Origin of the sequence: Mucilaginibacter sediminis (genome assembly GCF_051903035.1) — a bacterium.
GTDB lineage: Bacteria > Bacteroidota > Bacteroidia > Sphingobacteriales > Sphingobacteriaceae > Mucilaginibacter.
In genome coordinates, this window is sequence record NZ_CP170602.1 from 1,982,595 (window position 1) to 1,998,596 (window position 16,002).

Consider the following 16,002-nt stretch of genomic DNA (forward strand, 5'->3'; position numbering starts at 1 on the left):
AAGATGTTAAAGAAAACTGCCCGACGCCTTTCGGGCAAGACCGGTTACAGTAGCAGCGCCACGGCCAAAACTGGAACTGGCAGAAGTGATACCGGAGGTAGAAATGATCCAGGTCGAGATACTTGGCACGGTGAACATACAGATCGCGCCGATTAGGAAAACGATTACTACAGTACCAAAGGAAAGTATCCCGTTCCCCGCAAACCAGGCCAGTTTTTCCAGGCTGCCGCTTGTACCGTCTGCCCCTACCAACTCCTTATACTTACTGATCTCAGAGGTCAGCGCGTATTTCTGCATCAGCGCACTGAGGTACATAATGAGATACGCGATGCCGGAATACAGATTAACAGAAATAAAGCGGGCCACCCAGGTACTGAAGCTGTCCCTGAATGCCGAAAGGATACTGGCGGCTACTGCAAAAGGCCCGAGTATGATCAGGATACTGGAATAAATGATCTGGATCATAAAGATAATATAGACCGCGATCCGTAATATCCAGATACCTAATAACTCTACCAATTGCGTCATGAGCAATTGCATACCCACCTGCAACCTATTCTTTAACTCGAGCAAAGGCGCAACAACGGTAGAAATCCCCTCCTTAACCGTACTGGTTACCGAATCCCATGCTTTACCATACCAGGTATCCGACTCTTTTTCAGCAACCTCGGTTTGGGCCTGGTATGTATACAAGGCATTGGCAACTTTAATCATCAGGTCAGCCCTGGTGAAACGCAGATTATCTACGTTACTCTGCTCACTTTTGAACATTTCCTCTGTTTTGATTGCCACCAGATCCGTGGGAAAGGCAACCATTCTAGCGAAAGCTCCCCACCAGATAATCACCATCGCCAGCCCAAAAGGCCGAATAAGTGGCATGATCTCCATGCGTTTATCGCCGACCATCATCTCATAAGATTTGATCGCGAAATAGATGATCATAAAGATAGCAGCCAACGCTTTGGCATCAACGATGAACATGTCAAAATGGGTCCAGATCGAATCTTTCAGACCAGCGAGGAAAACCATCACTCCTTCTTCGTAAACGCCATTGCCCTGTAAATATTCAATGGATTTTTTATAATCCGGATCTGCAACCTGGGCATAACAAAATCCGCTTCCCCAAAAAAGCAGGAACCCCAGCAGCGATATTTTTTTCATAAAGTTTTAATTAATGTGAACCTGCCCGAAAACAAAGGGCAAAAAAAATCCCGGCTGATGGCCAGGACGAATGATTTAAGTTAATGAGTATCAGGATAACAGCAAAGGGTCCTGCCGGTTATCCCAAAAACAGATGATAAGCACCGTATGGTCGTAGATCCCGTATAACATGGAACAGTTCTTATGGAGTACGCATTTTCTGACTTGTGTTTGCTCCTCTGCAACCGCGTACAAATATGGCGTAACGGCAAGCGTTTTAAGGGAAGCAGCTACTTTAAGCTTAAACTTTTTCACGTAAGCATTGCCCCACCGTGTCCTGAGCTGGGCAACTATACTTTGAAATGTTTCTTCTGCTTCAGGGGTAAACCTGATCTCAAAGTTCATTATTCCGATAAATGTTTTTGGGTAAATTCTTCCAGTGAAATACTTTTCCCGGCCTCAAATTGACTGATCCCGCGCCGGATACTTTCTGAAACGTGGGCAGGCAGGGTAACGGGTGCTGATTCAAACTGCACCTTCAATGCTTTCAAAACAGCTTTAACCGTTTTCAATTGCTCCGGGCTTTCGGGATGTATCAGAATACTTTCCATGTAAACAAATATACAAAAATCAGCTACCATCTGCTAGCAAAATTCAATATTTCCGGTCACGCAGTACCTGTTTTGCTATCTCTACATCGCTCTGCGTTGTCCAGTTAGCGGGCGTAACCAGACCTCCCCTAACCTTTTGCTGCATTTTGACCATTTGCATATTGATCGCCGCCGTGGCCGTCCGGATTCCCCAGGTCGCTTCCAGCGTCCGGTATTGTTGCAGCATCCGGTGATAAGCCATGATCCGGGATCCTCTATCCATATCTGTACTTCGTGCCGCGTCAAGGCGTTCCTTCAGCATATCCAGCTCTTTTTTGTACCAATCCAACAGGCCTTCTGAAATTACCTTTTGCCGTACAGCATCCGACAAACCGCTCAAAATCGAAGCGTCTGAATGTTCCAAAACCGGCTCCAGCTCTTTCGCGTAGTACAGGAGCCATAAAGGATCTGCGGCCGTAATCAGCCCGGATTGATTGCCGATATCAGAAACAGCCGAGTTCCTGAGGGTATCTGAATGGAGCTTATAACTATTGTCTGTTTTATTCATAGTAGCAACCAGTGCGATTCGCTGTGTTTGCGGCCCCGATGGCCCCAGCGGACGCAGGTCTGTTTTTTTATAGCTGGGCATCTGGCCCCAGGTTAGCCAGTAGTAAGGATTCAAACCCAGGAATCCGCTGGAGGGCTTAAATTTGTTCTTGTCCCATTGTTTAAACACCATCCGCTCTTCCTGGTAACGGATAGCCTCATCGTTGATAGAAGTTTGTGCGAAGCTTAATTGTTTGGTCAACATAACAGACCATAAGAATAGATATTTGATAAAATTTTTCATGGTTTTAAGTATTTAGCGTTTCTGATAATTTCATTAACCGTATTCCGGTCATTACTGATATAGCCTGCATAAGGGTTGATACTGGCTATGATACCCCGTTCTTTTGCCCAGAACATTGCCTTCCATGCTCCATAGGCCATGCCGTCAATAATCTGCAACTCCTGCCGAACATGATTAAGAAGTTCATCCCGGCTATTATAGTCAGCCAGTATACTACCACCTTCCTTGAGAACAAATTTGGATACGTCACCAACAAGCCGGGTTGCCCTACCCCTGATCTGCCCGGCATAACTTTCAGCGAACAGCAGGAGATATGGCTGGGCCTTAGCTAATTCTATCGCCTGATTGGTATAGCGAAGAATATCGGCTGTGATAACCGCAAGATCTTTAACGACCAGGCCATTTTTCAATGCTGAATTTATATTGGAAAGGCCTTCATAGATCATGGTTTGCGCCAACACCACAGATCCTGTGTTCGTGTTAATCGTCTGTAGATTTTTATTGATCTTGTCCAGGTAATTACTGTGGGAGATCTCCGCGGCGGATTGTACAGCATCGTTCTCTATGACGGCTGCAGTATGTTTGTAATCCACAACGATTTCGTAGCCCTGGGCAAAAGCATCCAAATTAAAGCTAACCAACAGCATCAATAGCGACAGTTTCATAGCTAAGCAATTAAGAATTAAATATTTCATTGTTTCAGGTATTTAGCGTTATTAATAATATCTCTGACAATAACTTTGTCCTGGTCGATATAATTTTGAAATGGGTTTACCGAGCGGATCAGTGAAGCCAGGTTGCCGTAACGAACACTATTGACCAGATTTCCCGAGAGGTCCTGAATGTTACTTAATTCAGACAGGATATAATCAAACAGTATCCTGCGGTCAGATGCTTTCATCTGGTTCACATCCCCAATGCTTAGGCAGAGACCAACGAGATACCGGATCAGCATCTGGGCCTTATCCGCGAATTGGATCTCCGTTTTATAGGCCAGTGCGAGTATGGCTGGATTGTCCCGTGCCAGCGCATACAATTCAGATTGGTTACTGATAATCCTGCTGACCATTGGCTGGGCGTCGATCCCAACATTAGCCGCATTAATAGCTGTACCTAAAGTGCTATACCGTTGTTGAATGGTTCGGTATGTATTTTTAAGTTTATCGAGCATGGTCTTATTTCCATATTCTTCCGCAGTATTCCTGGACTGCCGGTCCCGGGCGGTCTTCTGTAGTTTGTTTTCTGATTTGGATTCACCAACCAGTTGCCAGATCCCGGGTATGTTCAAGGCTTTCTGCTGCCCGAAAGCAGACGCCGCATTCAGTAATAACCAAATGGGGCAAATAATAAATAATCTTGTGATCATCGTTTTAAATATCTGGCTTCGGTTAACACACTATTGGCGATCTGTACATCCATATTTTGCCATTCGGCCCAGGGATTAAGAGATTTCCAGATACCACGCATTTTTGCCCAGTACATGGCCCGCTGCATACCATAGGCAATCCCCCTTAAAATGCGGAGCTCATCAACGATGTGGTTAAGCAGTTTTGCTCTTTCCCCGGAATCCATCAGGTTAGATTTGCCACCTTTCAGCACAAAAGCGCTGACATCCGCAGCGAGCCTGATTGCACGGTTCTCGAAATCCCGCGCGCCGCTTTCAGCGAATAAAAGCAGAATCGGGTCCGACTTCGCAGTTTTAACGGCCAGTTCAAGATCATTGACGATATCGACCCCAGTTTCAGCAATATCTTTGATCGTGCCAAGGCTATTGATAACTCCCGCAACTTCGCTGAGCCCTTTATAGATTTTGTCCTGCATGTTATTGACGATTACCAGCTGTCCGGTTACAGCAAGTTGTCCGCGCTCAATGGCACTCAGGTTATTATTAGTCGTATTTAGCTGCCCGTCAATAACGAGGCTGTGAGATAACATTGCTGCGGCTGTAACCGGATCAACGTACAGCGATTGGGCATAAGTAGTTCCAGCTGCTAAAAGCAGCAAAATAAACAGGCACTTTTTCATAAAAATTGATTTAATGGTTAATGGAAGGGTACACCTGCCTGATTGACACGTTTAATAAAATCACCCAGTTGCAAGCCGCTATTTTGCATGTCTTTGATGAATTCATCGAGGCCGGATGGATAGGAACCAAAAGCGTTAGTGTAGACCTCCACAGCAGATTTTTCAGGCTTCTCCGTTGTATAGGTCAAATACTGGGATAGGGATACTTCTACACCGTACACTTCGCCGACGGAGCCCCTGCGGATATATACCTCTTTGAAACGGCCCCGGTCTTCTTTATTATCCAGCTGGTTGATGGTGAAGATCTTGCGGCGTTCGGTCTCGTTGATAGATAATAAAGCGGCGATCTCGTTATAATTATCCTTGAACTTGGTCTGGTCGAGCAAACAGATCGTATCCGAGTTATTGATAATACTGTCTTTGACCACTGCGTTACCTATGATATCGCCCAACTCCTGCGTTACCACAATGGCTTCGCCCCAGAACTTCCGTACTGTTTTATAGAGGTACAAAAGATATCCGGCCATAAGCGGACTGGCGATAGCTTTCCAGGCCTCTTCAACAATTAGGCATTTCCGTTGTGTTTTTCTGAAACGCATTTTCTGGATAAATACATCCATAATAATAAGGGTAACAATGGGAAACAAAATTTTCGATTCCTTGATACTGTCAATTTCGAAGACAATAAAACGCTCCGTAAATAAAGACTTATCTGCCTCTTTGTTCAGAATTGTCGCGAATTCCCCACCTTTATAAAACTTCTTTAATACGTAACGGAATTCATCCAAATCAAACGGAATATTTTCCTCTGTCCTTATCTCTGGGATCTTTTTGATGGCAAACTCATAAAAGGTATCAAACTTCAGCTCCCCTTTTTCTGAAAAGAACTGGCTATAGTAAGCGGAGATGACATTAGCGATCACATCACGTTCGACCGGGCTGAACGTCCCCTCAGCCCCCTTCCAGGCAACACCGATCAGCGTACAGAGGAAATCTTTTTTTTCAATATTGTATTCAGATTCGTCGATCTGGAAAGGGTTCATAGTGATCGGCTCCTTTTCGGTGTACGTTATATACTTTCCCTTATAGTAAGAACAAAGCCCGGAATACGAATCACCGGTGTCAACAATGACCATATCCATATTATATAACATGTACTGTTCTGCAAAGCTGTTGACAAAGTAAGATTTACCAGAACCTGAAGGACCTAAAACAAACTTATTCCTATTGTTGATCCGGCCGGTTCTCATTGGATAGTCAGCCGGGTCGATCCCAACGGGGATACCCTGCCTATCCGTAAAACGGATCAGGAAATCCGAAGGCTCATCCGCGGGCAGTGATTCCTTAAAAAAGAAGCATGCCGCCGCATCGCTGGTCGTCAGGAACCAATCATAGTGCTGAATTTCTACTGCGTTGCCGGGAAGGGCGGAGCGGAAAAGTTCCAGTTGATTATAAGCACTTTTGCTCGCGAGAATTCCAAGTTGGAAAAGCGAATTTTCAATAAAATTGCAGGCTTTCTGTAGCTGAGTTTCCGGAGCGCATACCAGGATATTAAAATGACAGTTCACCAGTAACTGACTTTCCCTGGCGACATCTTTTAACAACAGATCGATATCCTCCACGCAGAGATCATTTGCCGGGTCAGGAATCCCGGAATGCTGTTTTTTCTTTCTTTCCAGTTTGCGTAAGGTGGCCACCTGGACCGGAATTTCGATCAGCTGGTTGAATATGATCACTTCGTAACCTGGAACCTTAAATAAAAACGATAGAAAATCCACGGGAAAACCCCGCATGGTTTCCTTATCATTCAATTCCACGTACGTACCAACTTCCTGGGGCAGGTCAATGCTGTCCACATCGACGAGGCTGATGCTCCTGCATTGCAAATTCCCCATCCTGATCTCCGAATCATTTGCACTCAGGTTATTTAATGCGATAGGTTGCTTATTGAAGGTCATACTCAAGACTTGTAAAACAAAAAGGTTGATCTCCTTTTCCTTTAATAATGCAGGGGATGTTTTGGCCGCCGTCAATACATCAACCACTTTATTGATCGTCTGCCGGAATTCCACCAGGGCTTTGGCATTAAATACATAAAACGCGCCTTTTTTTACCTGCCGCGTTATGGTTAGGTAAGTGGTTGTCTTTGCACAGGACCGGCCTGCAAAATGTTCGTTATACTTTTTTTGAAGGTATTCTTCGGCCGGCTTATCCGGAAACGCAGAGCGGCTGATGATGTCTTGTTTCTGAAGAATATAGCCATCTCCAAGCATTTTAACTATACTGATGACCAGTGCATGAAACTCGTCATAACCTGAGGGGGATGCCGAGAACCGAACGACAGGATTGATCAGGCTGATGATAATAGAATATTCACCGTTCAGCCCAATCAACAGGTCAAACTCCCCGCTGGTATCCACTCCGGCATAGGGTATTTTAAAAACTTTCTTTGCGGCCATAATGGTTGATCTGATTAATAATATAAATTCCATTGGTGCGGGTCTTCCCGTGTAGACCCTGTTTTTGCCGGCTGGCGGTATAAAGCAGGCCGCCTACGATACAGCCAATCAAAACCAAAGCACCAAGCCACATGTTAATTAGGGACATGACCAAAGCGCCCAACACCAAACCGGTCAAAAGGGAAGCTAATCCCCAGTAAATAAATTTTCCTTTGAAGCCGCGAAAGATAAGGGGCTTCTGCAGCCCCTTATATACAGCAAATCGCTTCCTCATTACAAACCGAAGAAAGCTTTGATCACCAGTGCGGATACCACCAGGAACACACAGGATCCACCCCATCCCATGAGTTCTTTATTGATATCCTGATCACCGGAATTCCATTTGGAATATACCCGGATGGCACCAACGATGCCGACGATACCACCGATAACCAGTGTGATGTTAGTCACCGGGGCGATATAGGTTTTGAGTGTGGTCGTGGCCGTATTCAGACCATTTACACCATTTTGCGCAAAGGCAGGTACGGATAGGGCAAGCAGTAATGCTGAAGCCCAGATTTTTTTTGTTCTGTTCATTTGTTATTGGGTTTGTTAAAAATTTATTTGAGATTTTTTAGGCATAAAAAAAGCGGCCTCCTGTATGGAGCCGCTTGTTAAAAGGAGGCAAAAAAGGGCTAAATGCCGAATACAGCCTGGAGGAAAGCCCCGGCGATCACCATAAAAAAAGAGGCAAAGAACCAAGCCGCCACATCATTGGTTATCTGTTCTTTACCCATCTGCCAGTTATGATAAATCTTCACTGCGCCGACAATGCCGAATAGTCCGGCCAGCACCAGCGAAAAATCAACCGCAGAAAAGAACGAGGATGTAAGGTTTTGCTTTGCCTGTTGCATTTCATCAATACCTGGCTGCGCATGAGCCGGAAATGGGATAAAAAGCAAGCTGGCTGGGATAAGCTTCAGGTATTTCATAGCTAATAGCTTACCTGGCCCGTATATACGATGGATTCCTTTCGGGCCAGGCTGAATAGCTCCCTGATCAGAACACCGCCGGAAGCAATGATCGCTGACCCTCCCTGACTATTTCCTGCCTTCGGTTCGGCTATGGGTAATGAGATACTTTGTTCCTCCATAACTATCCGTTGTGGAGACTCAATCTCTGAAAACGTCAGTTCATTTACCCAACCCTGAGCATCAGGTTTATTTCCTGTGCGGAGGAAGTCAGCAAAAATAATGACCAGGTAATAAATCGCGTATATGCAAGCGATCCAAAGAAAAAAATGTAACCAGTTCATAATTCCAATTGTTGAATATATTGTTTGATGATTATTTTAAGTTCCGGGTGCTGTTCAAATAGCTGCCGGACCGAATAGGCTACCAGCCTGGTGACTTCCACGCCTGTTGCCATTTTAAAGTAGTGCAGCATTTGGGCCGTTTGTGCATCAAACCGGGCGTGCACCATACTTTTGTGACCCGAAATATCATAACCCCGGAGTAACTCGACGATTTCCGGCGCTTCAGCCTTGTTTTGCTTTTTCTTTACGGCGACCGGTTTCGGGGCCACCTGTGCCTCGGGCTGATTAATTTTCCCACGGATCTGATCCGCGAGGGATTTAATTTCATTCATTAGTTGTTTTTTAGGTATTGTTCGTAGATCTGTTTAAATACGGGCAAAATGACCGGGTAGACGGAAAGTGGGGTCATCATGGTATTGGTACGCTGGAAATCGATCCGATCAGGTAAGGATTGGGTCAAGCTCCCGAATTTGGCCAATTGAGCGTCGACATCGGCATGGGTTTCGTATTTGACATTCGCCTTAATCCGGTTGGGAACATAAACGATATTGACCTGCGGGTTAATTTTTGTTAGTACGACTGAGAATAATATGGTGGATTCAAAACTGAATTCATCATATGCAAAGGGGCAAACGACAAGGTCAGCAGATTGAAATACGGGTATCAGTCCATCATCGTCCAGCTTACCAGGAAGATCTATTAAAATAATGTCCTGAGAATTACCTGTTAATACTTCCAACAGATCGGGATAATCCTCCAGCGCGGCCGCGATGACCTCGTATGGCTCCTCATTTTCCAGCAACTTGGCTTTTTCGAATTTCTGGGCGATGGATTGCTGGTAATCCATATCAATGACTGTGACTTTGCACTTTTTGGCCAGTGTGAGGTAGTTCGCCAGCAATAATGTAAGCGTGCTTTTCCCTGAGCCACCTTTTTGGTTCCCGATAATTATGATCATAAAATTTTGCTTAAGTTTACCTGCTGTTGGCACGCGCCTTTTTCTTTCGTCTCCGGTTACGACCATGAATGGCTTCATCATCGATATCTGCCGCTATCTGTATTGTTGCGATGGGTCTATTTATATTGATGATAGCGATTTCCGGCTCGGGCTTTAGCCCATAATATCGTTCCATTAATAAAGTGCCGGACCCGTCTAATAATAAGCTAACCGGTATATACTGGTCAGCCGCAGGATCTGCAAGGTATAGTTCATCGTCATGACGCATTACCTCAAGGCCTTGGTGATGCAGGCCTTGTTTGAGGTCAGGATAATTATTCAGGGCAGCCGAAAGCAATGCCCTGTAATATTCTCTGTTTGCCGTAAGCTCATAGTTTTCAGGACCCGGGGACAACAGTTTGGAAGGCATTTTTTGATCAACAACGCTCCTATCCTGCTGTATGGCCAGGAGAATTTTCATTGGCAATATCTCACTTCCTTTATATACACCTTTTTTCGCATGATCTATGATTGAATAGCCGTAAGGTGGCTTGTCATCCTTAAAGTGAAAGATGAGCGCTATGCCATGTTTATCTTGCATGTAAGCAGCAAAATCCGATGTATACCCTTTCAAATTAATTATATCTCTGCCGGCCGAACCGGAATTAACAGGCGTTAATTTGGTATCATGTTCGGCACCATGTTTATAAAAAATAGCTTTTAACTGGTTTATTCTATCTGTATCAGGCTGATTCTGATGAATACGCTCATCGATCTGCATAAGTTTGACTTCATCCTGCAGGGTTCCGGATTTGATAATTTGGAGATTTCCACCAGTTTCTTTTAATATGTAACCAGCGCTTTCGAGGATCATTTTAAACTGGGCCCGGGTCTTAAACTGGTAGCTTAAGGCTTTTTGCACATCCAGATTTATCCTTTGTTTTTCGTCTAATCCCAACACCTTGTTGAGATTTTGGATAGCTCGGATATTTTCAAAGCCGCTGCTGATCTTTTTGCCATCTTTTCCTATCCTCGTTGAAACCAGGTGCACATGATTATTGCCGGTGTCATTGTGGTAAACGACCAGGTAAGGTTGGTCGGCATAGCCCATCTGACGGAGCCACCGGATAGCAACCTCCGTCAGGGATGCTTTATCATAGGCTTTTCCTTTAGCCGAGATAACCGCATGAAACTGCGGTTTGGAAACCCTTTTATTTTGCGCGGAAACCATTTTAAGGTAATTCTTATAGTCCTCCGGCCTCAAAGATTCCAACCCCTGCAACGGTCCGAATCCAGAGACCTTCATTAATTCACCGCGCAACCTTTCAATTTTATTGGTATTATAGCTTACACCGGCAAAGGAAGCTGAGGAGGATAGGATCCGGACAACCATATATCGAGCGCATTTGGATCGTGATAGAAATAAGCCTGATAGGTAATATACAGATCAAAAGTATCCTGCTCTATCGGGACAGGATACTATCGAACAGGTTACAAGATAGCCAGCTATAAAATACTTGGCTATAAAATGATCTATGAACTGGATACAGAAGGTTAGATGAACTGGTTACTTTTTACCGAAGTATCAGGATAGCAATGAAATCCGGAACCGGTTAAAATGGTTAATGTATCGTGGTATTTCATATCCAGCTCCTGATTATCCGGATATGAAGTATCAGAGTGATATGGATCCAGCTATTTCATCTCATGACATTTAATGCACTAACCACATCCCTCATCAATATCCTCATATCCTTTTACCCACTTTAAAACACTTTTATCTTCGCATTGCTTGTCAAGTCCATACCTCACGATCATTTTGGCTTGTCCCTGTTCATATCCCCGCCGCCAGTCCCTCCAGGAACTCCCGGGTAGATTGATCCTGGGCAGGAAAGGGTCCTGGCAGCCACTGTTATATCGGTTAAAAGTCAGGATAAGATACCTGAGCAGAAAATAGGCAGCAATGGTAATGGCGACCGACGGGCCGGTTAATGTAATGTAAATCATAAGCTTATTTTTTAAGGATCAATTATTTGCCCATATACCGAATGATCTTGCGTAAGGCCGCTTCCAGTATGGTTTGATTGTCGATATATTGGGAGAATAGCGTGTTAAAGCGCTCTATCACCACCGGCGACAAAGCAGATTTGAGTTGCAGTATATTAGCGTAGTGCGCCAGCTGGTTGATATTGTTACCAGCCCGCCCAAGTTCAGTACCTATACCATCCAGCAGCCGGATCAGTTCCCTGGCATTAATGATCGTCAGGGGGGCATTATGCAAAAGCCTTGTCCTGACCAGCTCCGTTTTACTGATCCCTAACTGTTTTTCCAGTTCCAGGATGACCAGGTATTCATCTTCGCTAAAACGTGCGTCGATCTTCCTTATTCGCTTACCTGTTTCCAATTTCGGTCTGCCGGTTGATTTGCGCTTTCCTGGCATAGAGATAACGAGTTGCGAGTTATTGATATCCTTGATCAGTTGAGGCACGAAACGGGCAAGGCAAGATTCCGTTGGCTGAGAAAACCGCTGAAGGCGTTTTTGTCGGACAAAAGGACATCTTGCCGCAATAAAAACTAAAATATAACCAGCTACCTGGTTATAAAACAGCCAGTTCAAACCCGTCAAAACTATCTGAAAAAAGAACGTTCGCTGGATCGCGTGGGAACGGCGATCAGGTAGTCATTATAATCGTTATATCCCTTATATATTTCCGAACGGTCGACTGCGAGCGGTAGGCTACGGATAAATTCCGCGGCTGCATCCTGCCCTGTCTTATCATGGTCGAAATAAATAGAAACGTCCTTAAAGGCGGCGGCGTTTTTAATCGCTGCCTGTAATAAAACAGTTGTATTCATTACCAGGACCGTATTGTTTATTAAGGGATTATCAGTTTTCCAACTCAAATAATTAAAGTAGCCTTCAAAAACATGAAGCCTATCGGTGTCCCCCTGGATGAGGGAAATAGCTTTATGCCCGAGGCAGCCCTTGAAATATTTATTCCTGACTTCCCATCCACCCAATTCATTTTGCCATCCGGCCGCAAAAAAATACTTTTTGGTCTTTTTTTCGTCTTCCACAAAATAGTAGACCTCTTTTAGATGCCCATCGGCGGCTTTAAAAATGCCGCGGCTTTGCAGGTATCGGCTGATTGCAGGATTATTACCTAACTCCTTTACGGATTCGACCCTGTAATGAGGAACCTTTAAAGCGTGCCTGCGTGTATTTATCCTGTTTAAATCCGGGCTAACACGAAGTATGGGCAGATTACAGGTGGATTTAATCTTACCAATGACATCACTGAACGTTGATCCCGCCCAGTAAAGCAGGCCAAAATCAATGACATTTCCACCTTTACCCAAGCCGTGATCATACCAGACACCAAGTTCGTCGTTTACCGCGAATGAAGGTTTGGTGTCCGAATCGCGCAACATGCTCAGGTAAATATCTTCTTTTCCCGATCTGCGTAATGGGTGAAAGCCGAGCCTGGCCAACAGATCCACAATAGAGACCTGCTCTTTCAGGCCTTTCACTTCTAAGAGATTATCCATAATCAAATTTTAAATGGTAAATATTTTCTTTCAGTCCGCTGAAACAGCGACCTCTTTTTTATAATTGTTATTCTATATAGTATTGGCCGAAAAGTCCGACATCGGAAAGGGAAATCCCCCTGTACGGAGCATCAACCATGTCCGAAATAGCCGACATTGGATTGCTGAAATCAAAACACCAGACATTGGAATCAATCAGTTCGACATCGGGGCCAAAAAATCCGACATCCAGGTCAATGAGATAGACATCAAAATCAAAAAGCCCGACATCCGCTCCGAACTACCCGACATCATTTCCGAACTACCTGACATCAATCAGGGGTTTAAGAAAACTGCCTGCTCGTATCAGACTGAGGGCCTGAGCCTGGTTGAGGTTAATTTGAAAAGCGATATAATAAGCCTGTACCAAAACCTGCGATTTCGAATTCAGGTCACTGCTCATGTCCGCTAACCAAAATTGAAAGGGATCATCATCTATAATTACACAGGCTGATTTGCGACTATCGAATACGGTTTTTAACCCAGATAATAACCGGTAATAAAAAGAATGTTCCATTTGGAGTTTACACCTGGAATGATCAGGTTTAAATTCGAGCCGGACCATATAATTAGTATTGAACCTATCCTGGATAAATTGAAAATCGAATAAGAATTTTCCGGTCTCCCTGATATAGGCAAGCATCCTGGTGAGGTTTTGCTTTTTATGAGAGGGCTTGCTGTCCAAGATATCGGCTATCTTGCATAACCTGTCCAGGGGAACAAGGGTTTCGTTATCCGCACCTGTAGAAAGCAGGATATGTTTCAGTTTGGAGAGATAAATGAGTAATTGTTTGCGGCTGTCGCCCCCCCTGCCTTTTCCAACCAGCCGGTAACTCGATGTATCTATGGTGTAGTACCTGCTTAGGAAGCCATGAAGTAAATCATCAGAAAGCCGGACATCATAGATCTTCTGCTCTTTACTGCTCCTATTAAAATTGAGTTTCAGGTCTTTCAGGATCGAGAAGCTCTGCATCTGTATCATGCCTCCTTCCGCCCTGACCTCATAAGCTGATGAAAAGATAATGTTTCGTTCCATCATGGTATACAAGGCATAATCAAATACCGTCTTGAATTCATACCCTGCGATCATCGGTGGCAAGGACTTCCCGTTAAGAAAATCCGGGTAGATGACCGCGAGGTCCTGGCGTGTCCTCCCTGTTTCCAGGCAAAATTGCTGCAGGGTAAAACGGGTATAACCAAAAAGATCGGTCTTCAGTTGCCTGGTGATAAAAATTATAAAATCCTGAACGATTCCTGCCTGGCCACCAAATGAACGTTTAATGTCTTTCATGTTATCGGCGACTGCCCTGTCAATTCGGCTAATGATCTTTGGATCCATAAAATTGGGTTTACAAAAAAGGGGGCATAAGCCCCCTTTGGTTATTGACCATTATAGTCGTTCTATTTAAAATTAATTCATCGGGCGTACTCACGTCAGTTTCTACAAACCGGGTCCTATCCTGCCTTTGTGCTTTCAGTTGTTGATACCATCTCACCTTCACAAAATTTCCTGCTGCTAACAGGATAATGCTTCTGCCCACCATGTCAAAGATCGAAGACAATAGTTTCCCATCCCGCTTAAAAAGCAGGTCCAGGATTATCCGGATAGTGAAATCCGGGTGGTATTAATAAGTTGAGAATCTTGGCACCTCTGTCGACCGCCGAAGCTGGCAATTGTGTCCTATTTATGAAATTCGTTCACTTAATACCCTAACTATCATCAGGTTGTTAAGCAAAGATTGAAAAGAGAAAAACAGGTATTTGACAACAACATGGGATGTTGTCATAAATAAATATCAGCCTCCTGACATTTTTTTCAGCAGTGCTTCCTTCATAAGGTCTATAAACTTCGTTGCACTGATCCGTTTCCGCCTGATTATTTCGTCGAACCTGCGGTGTGGGAGGCCTATCCTGATATTTAACTGCTGTTCAAGCCAGCGTACTACCCTGCTTAATGATATATCTCCATTATTAAGTTGTCCGGTTAAGTAGATTCCAAAAGCAAGCTCTACCAGGTTAATGGAATCACCGGTCCATGTTATCGGGTCATCCTGATTAGCTGGAGCTTCAGGTTTATCCTGTGGTACTAAAATGTCGGCCCGGGTTTGCAATTCAATTCTAAGATTTTCATAAGCAATAAATTTGGAAAAAAGATATGATGTGCTGGTGCCCGAGTCAGGCACCAGTTCAGGAACAGCCGGGATGAGGTGACTTTGAATTTTTGACCCCATTAAAAAATACAGTTGGTCAAGCTCAGTTGCATTCAAACGGTAATACTGATAACAGAACTGGTTACGGTTAAAAAACACATCGATAAGCTTCAGTTCATCGGCATAATAGGATTTGATTCCTATAGAATCTAAAAACTGTACGGCTTTTTCGAGGTTATACAATTCACTGTAAAAAATAAGCATGGCATAGAATTTCGGCCTAATGCTTTTATAGTATTCAATTTCCAGTTGCTCATCATCGAAAGATGTCCCTTCATACAAATCCACAAGTTTTTTTATTGTGCTCCTGATTTCTGCAATGATCATGGCATTTCGCTTTAAACTATCAACCTCTTTAACCTGGCTGATACGCTGTAACAATGGTTCGAACAAGTCAATTTTTGAGTTTTTCATATCCTTTTTTTGATACGAAAGGACAAATAATTCCGAGGCAGAAATAGTCGTTATTGGGTAATATACCCTTTACTACCCTTTGAAGTTATTACGCCCAAAATGAAATATGAGGTGGCCTCTTCACTTAATTTAGGGGCTACAAAATCACAAAAAGCCAAAAGGTGGCTACCTTTCAGCTTTTTTATCAGCTAAAAAAACAGTGATTTTTTTAGGTTGTGCTACTTGTTTGTTATTTGTAAATCGTCTACATTTATCATGTAAGCCTTTTGCGACCAACCTGGGTCAGATTATTTTTCAATGCTTAAAAGCACAAAAATTCAAATTATGGAAGAGCAAATATTTATGGAAAAACAGTTCGGTGATTTACCGCTTACTGAAAACTTTTGCCTTAGAAGCAAATTAATGGGGTATAAAACCTTGCAGGATATCGTAAAAGATCCCGTCAAGGTTTTAATAGGAAAGGAAGATTTCAGTTATAACTGGCTTGGAGAGCTC

At 43.9% G+C, this 16,002-nt stretch carries 20 protein-coding genes; all 20 read right to left on the reverse strand.

Features of this window, described 5'->3' with window-relative positions; translation table 11 throughout:
- Positions 1 to 6 precede the first annotated feature (6 nt).
- Positions 7 to 1,161, reverse strand: a complete 1,155-nt coding sequence (locus ACFGVS_RS07800; protein ID WP_439698146.1) for a plasmid transfer protein — start codon at positions 1,159 to 1,161, stop codon at positions 7 to 9.
- A gap of 90 nt (positions 1,162 to 1,251) precedes the next feature.
- Positions 1,252 to 1,545: a type II toxin-antitoxin system RelE/ParE family toxin gene (locus ACFGVS_RS07805; protein WP_439698147.1), complete on the reverse strand. Its 294-nt coding sequence runs from the start codon at positions 1,543 to 1,545 to the stop codon at positions 1,252 to 1,254.
- Positions 1,545 to 1,751 carry a DUF2683 family protein gene (locus ACFGVS_RS07810; protein ID WP_439698148.1) on the reverse strand — a complete coding sequence of 69 codons (207 nt, stop codon included), beginning with the start codon at positions 1,749 to 1,751 and terminating at the stop codon, positions 1,545 to 1,547. The genes ACFGVS_RS07805 and ACFGVS_RS07810 overlap by 1 nt, the downstream gene beginning before the upstream one ends.
- Positions 1,752 to 1,794: 43 nt before the next feature.
- Complete coding sequence (locus tag ACFGVS_RS07815) at positions 1,795 to 2,580, reverse strand: hypothetical protein (RefSeq protein ID WP_439698149.1); 786 nt, start codon at positions 2,578 to 2,580, stop codon at positions 1,795 to 1,797.
- Entirely contained in the window at positions 2,577 to 3,275 is a 699-nt protein-coding gene (locus ACFGVS_RS07820; protein WP_439698150.1) for a hypothetical protein, read from the reverse strand. The genes ACFGVS_RS07815 and ACFGVS_RS07820 overlap by 4 nt, the downstream gene beginning before the upstream one ends.
- Entirely contained in the window at positions 3,272 to 3,946 is a 675-nt protein-coding gene (locus ACFGVS_RS07825) for a hypothetical protein (protein WP_439698151.1), read from the reverse strand. Before ACFGVS_RS07825 ends, ACFGVS_RS07820 begins: the two co-directional genes overlap by 4 nt.
- The gene (locus ACFGVS_RS07830; protein ID WP_439698152.1) at positions 3,943 to 4,605 is read right to left on the reverse strand and encodes a hypothetical protein; all 663 of its coding nucleotides are present in this window, start codon (positions 4,603 to 4,605) and stop codon (positions 3,943 to 3,945) included. The genes ACFGVS_RS07825 and ACFGVS_RS07830 overlap by 4 nt, the downstream gene beginning before the upstream one ends.
- A gap of 17 nt (positions 4,606 to 4,622) precedes the next feature.
- Positions 4,623 to 7,064: a TraG family conjugative transposon ATPase gene (locus ACFGVS_RS07835; RefSeq protein ID WP_439698153.1), complete on the reverse strand. Its 2,442-nt coding sequence runs from the start codon at positions 7,062 to 7,064 to the stop codon at positions 4,623 to 4,625.
- A complete protein-coding gene (locus ACFGVS_RS07840) occupies positions 7,042 to 7,404 on the reverse strand; it encodes a plasmid transfer protein (RefSeq protein ID WP_439698154.1) in 363 nt (120 codons plus the stop codon). The genes ACFGVS_RS07835 and ACFGVS_RS07840 overlap by 23 nt, the downstream gene beginning before the upstream one ends.
- The gene (locus ACFGVS_RS07845) at positions 7,338 to 7,640 is read right to left on the reverse strand and encodes a DUF4134 domain-containing protein (RefSeq protein ID WP_090646747.1); all 303 of its coding nucleotides are present in this window, start codon (positions 7,638 to 7,640) and stop codon (positions 7,338 to 7,340) included. The genes ACFGVS_RS07840 and ACFGVS_RS07845 overlap by 67 nt, the downstream gene beginning before the upstream one ends.
- 98 nt (positions 7,641 to 7,738) lie before the next feature.
- Entirely contained in the window at positions 7,739 to 8,035 is a 297-nt protein-coding gene (locus tag ACFGVS_RS07850) for a DUF4134 family protein (RefSeq protein ID WP_439698155.1), read from the reverse strand.
- Between the two features lie 2 nt (positions 8,036 to 8,037).
- The gene (locus tag ACFGVS_RS07855; protein ID WP_439698156.1) at positions 8,038 to 8,358 is read right to left on the reverse strand and encodes a hypothetical protein; all 321 of its coding nucleotides are present in this window, start codon (positions 8,356 to 8,358) and stop codon (positions 8,038 to 8,040) included.
- Positions 8,355 to 8,690 carry a hypothetical protein gene (locus ACFGVS_RS07860; RefSeq protein WP_439698157.1) on the reverse strand — a complete coding sequence of 112 codons (336 nt, stop codon included), beginning with the start codon at positions 8,688 to 8,690 and terminating at the stop codon, positions 8,355 to 8,357. The genes ACFGVS_RS07855 and ACFGVS_RS07860 overlap by 4 nt, the downstream gene beginning before the upstream one ends.
- Entirely contained in the window at positions 8,690 to 9,316 is a 627-nt protein-coding gene (locus ACFGVS_RS07865) for a ParA family protein (protein ID WP_439698158.1), read from the reverse strand. The genes ACFGVS_RS07860 and ACFGVS_RS07865 overlap by 1 nt, the downstream gene beginning before the upstream one ends.
- A 16-nt stretch (positions 9,317 to 9,332) precedes the next feature.
- On the reverse strand, positions 9,333 to 10,688 hold the full coding sequence (locus tag ACFGVS_RS07870) for a relaxase/mobilization nuclease domain-containing protein (protein WP_439698159.1): 1,356 nt from the start codon (positions 10,686 to 10,688) through the stop codon (positions 9,333 to 9,335).
- A gap of 329 nt (positions 10,689 to 11,017) precedes the next feature.
- Positions 11,018 to 11,302 carry a hypothetical protein gene (locus ACFGVS_RS07875; protein WP_439698160.1) on the reverse strand — a complete coding sequence of 95 codons (285 nt, stop codon included), beginning with the start codon at positions 11,300 to 11,302 and terminating at the stop codon, positions 11,018 to 11,020.
- A 22-nt stretch (positions 11,303 to 11,324) separates the two neighbouring features.
- Positions 11,325 to 11,783 carry a plasmid mobilization protein gene (locus tag ACFGVS_RS07880; RefSeq protein ID WP_439698161.1) on the reverse strand — a complete coding sequence of 153 codons (459 nt, stop codon included), beginning with the start codon at positions 11,781 to 11,783 and terminating at the stop codon, positions 11,325 to 11,327.
- Positions 11,784 to 11,923: 140 nt separating this feature from the next.
- Entirely contained in the window at positions 11,924 to 12,844 is a 921-nt protein-coding gene (locus ACFGVS_RS07885) for a toprim domain-containing protein (RefSeq protein ID WP_439698162.1), read from the reverse strand.
- Between the two features lie 301 nt (positions 12,845 to 13,145).
- Positions 13,146 to 14,222, reverse strand: coding sequence for a hypothetical protein (locus ACFGVS_RS07890; RefSeq protein ID WP_439698163.1), 1,077 nt, complete (start codon positions 14,220 to 14,222; stop codon positions 13,146 to 13,148).
- Positions 14,223 to 14,679: 457 nt separating this feature from the next.
- A complete protein-coding gene (locus ACFGVS_RS07895; protein ID WP_439698164.1) occupies positions 14,680 to 15,507 on the reverse strand; it encodes an RteC domain-containing protein in 828 nt (275 codons plus the stop codon).
- Positions 15,508 to 16,002 lie beyond the last annotated feature (495 nt).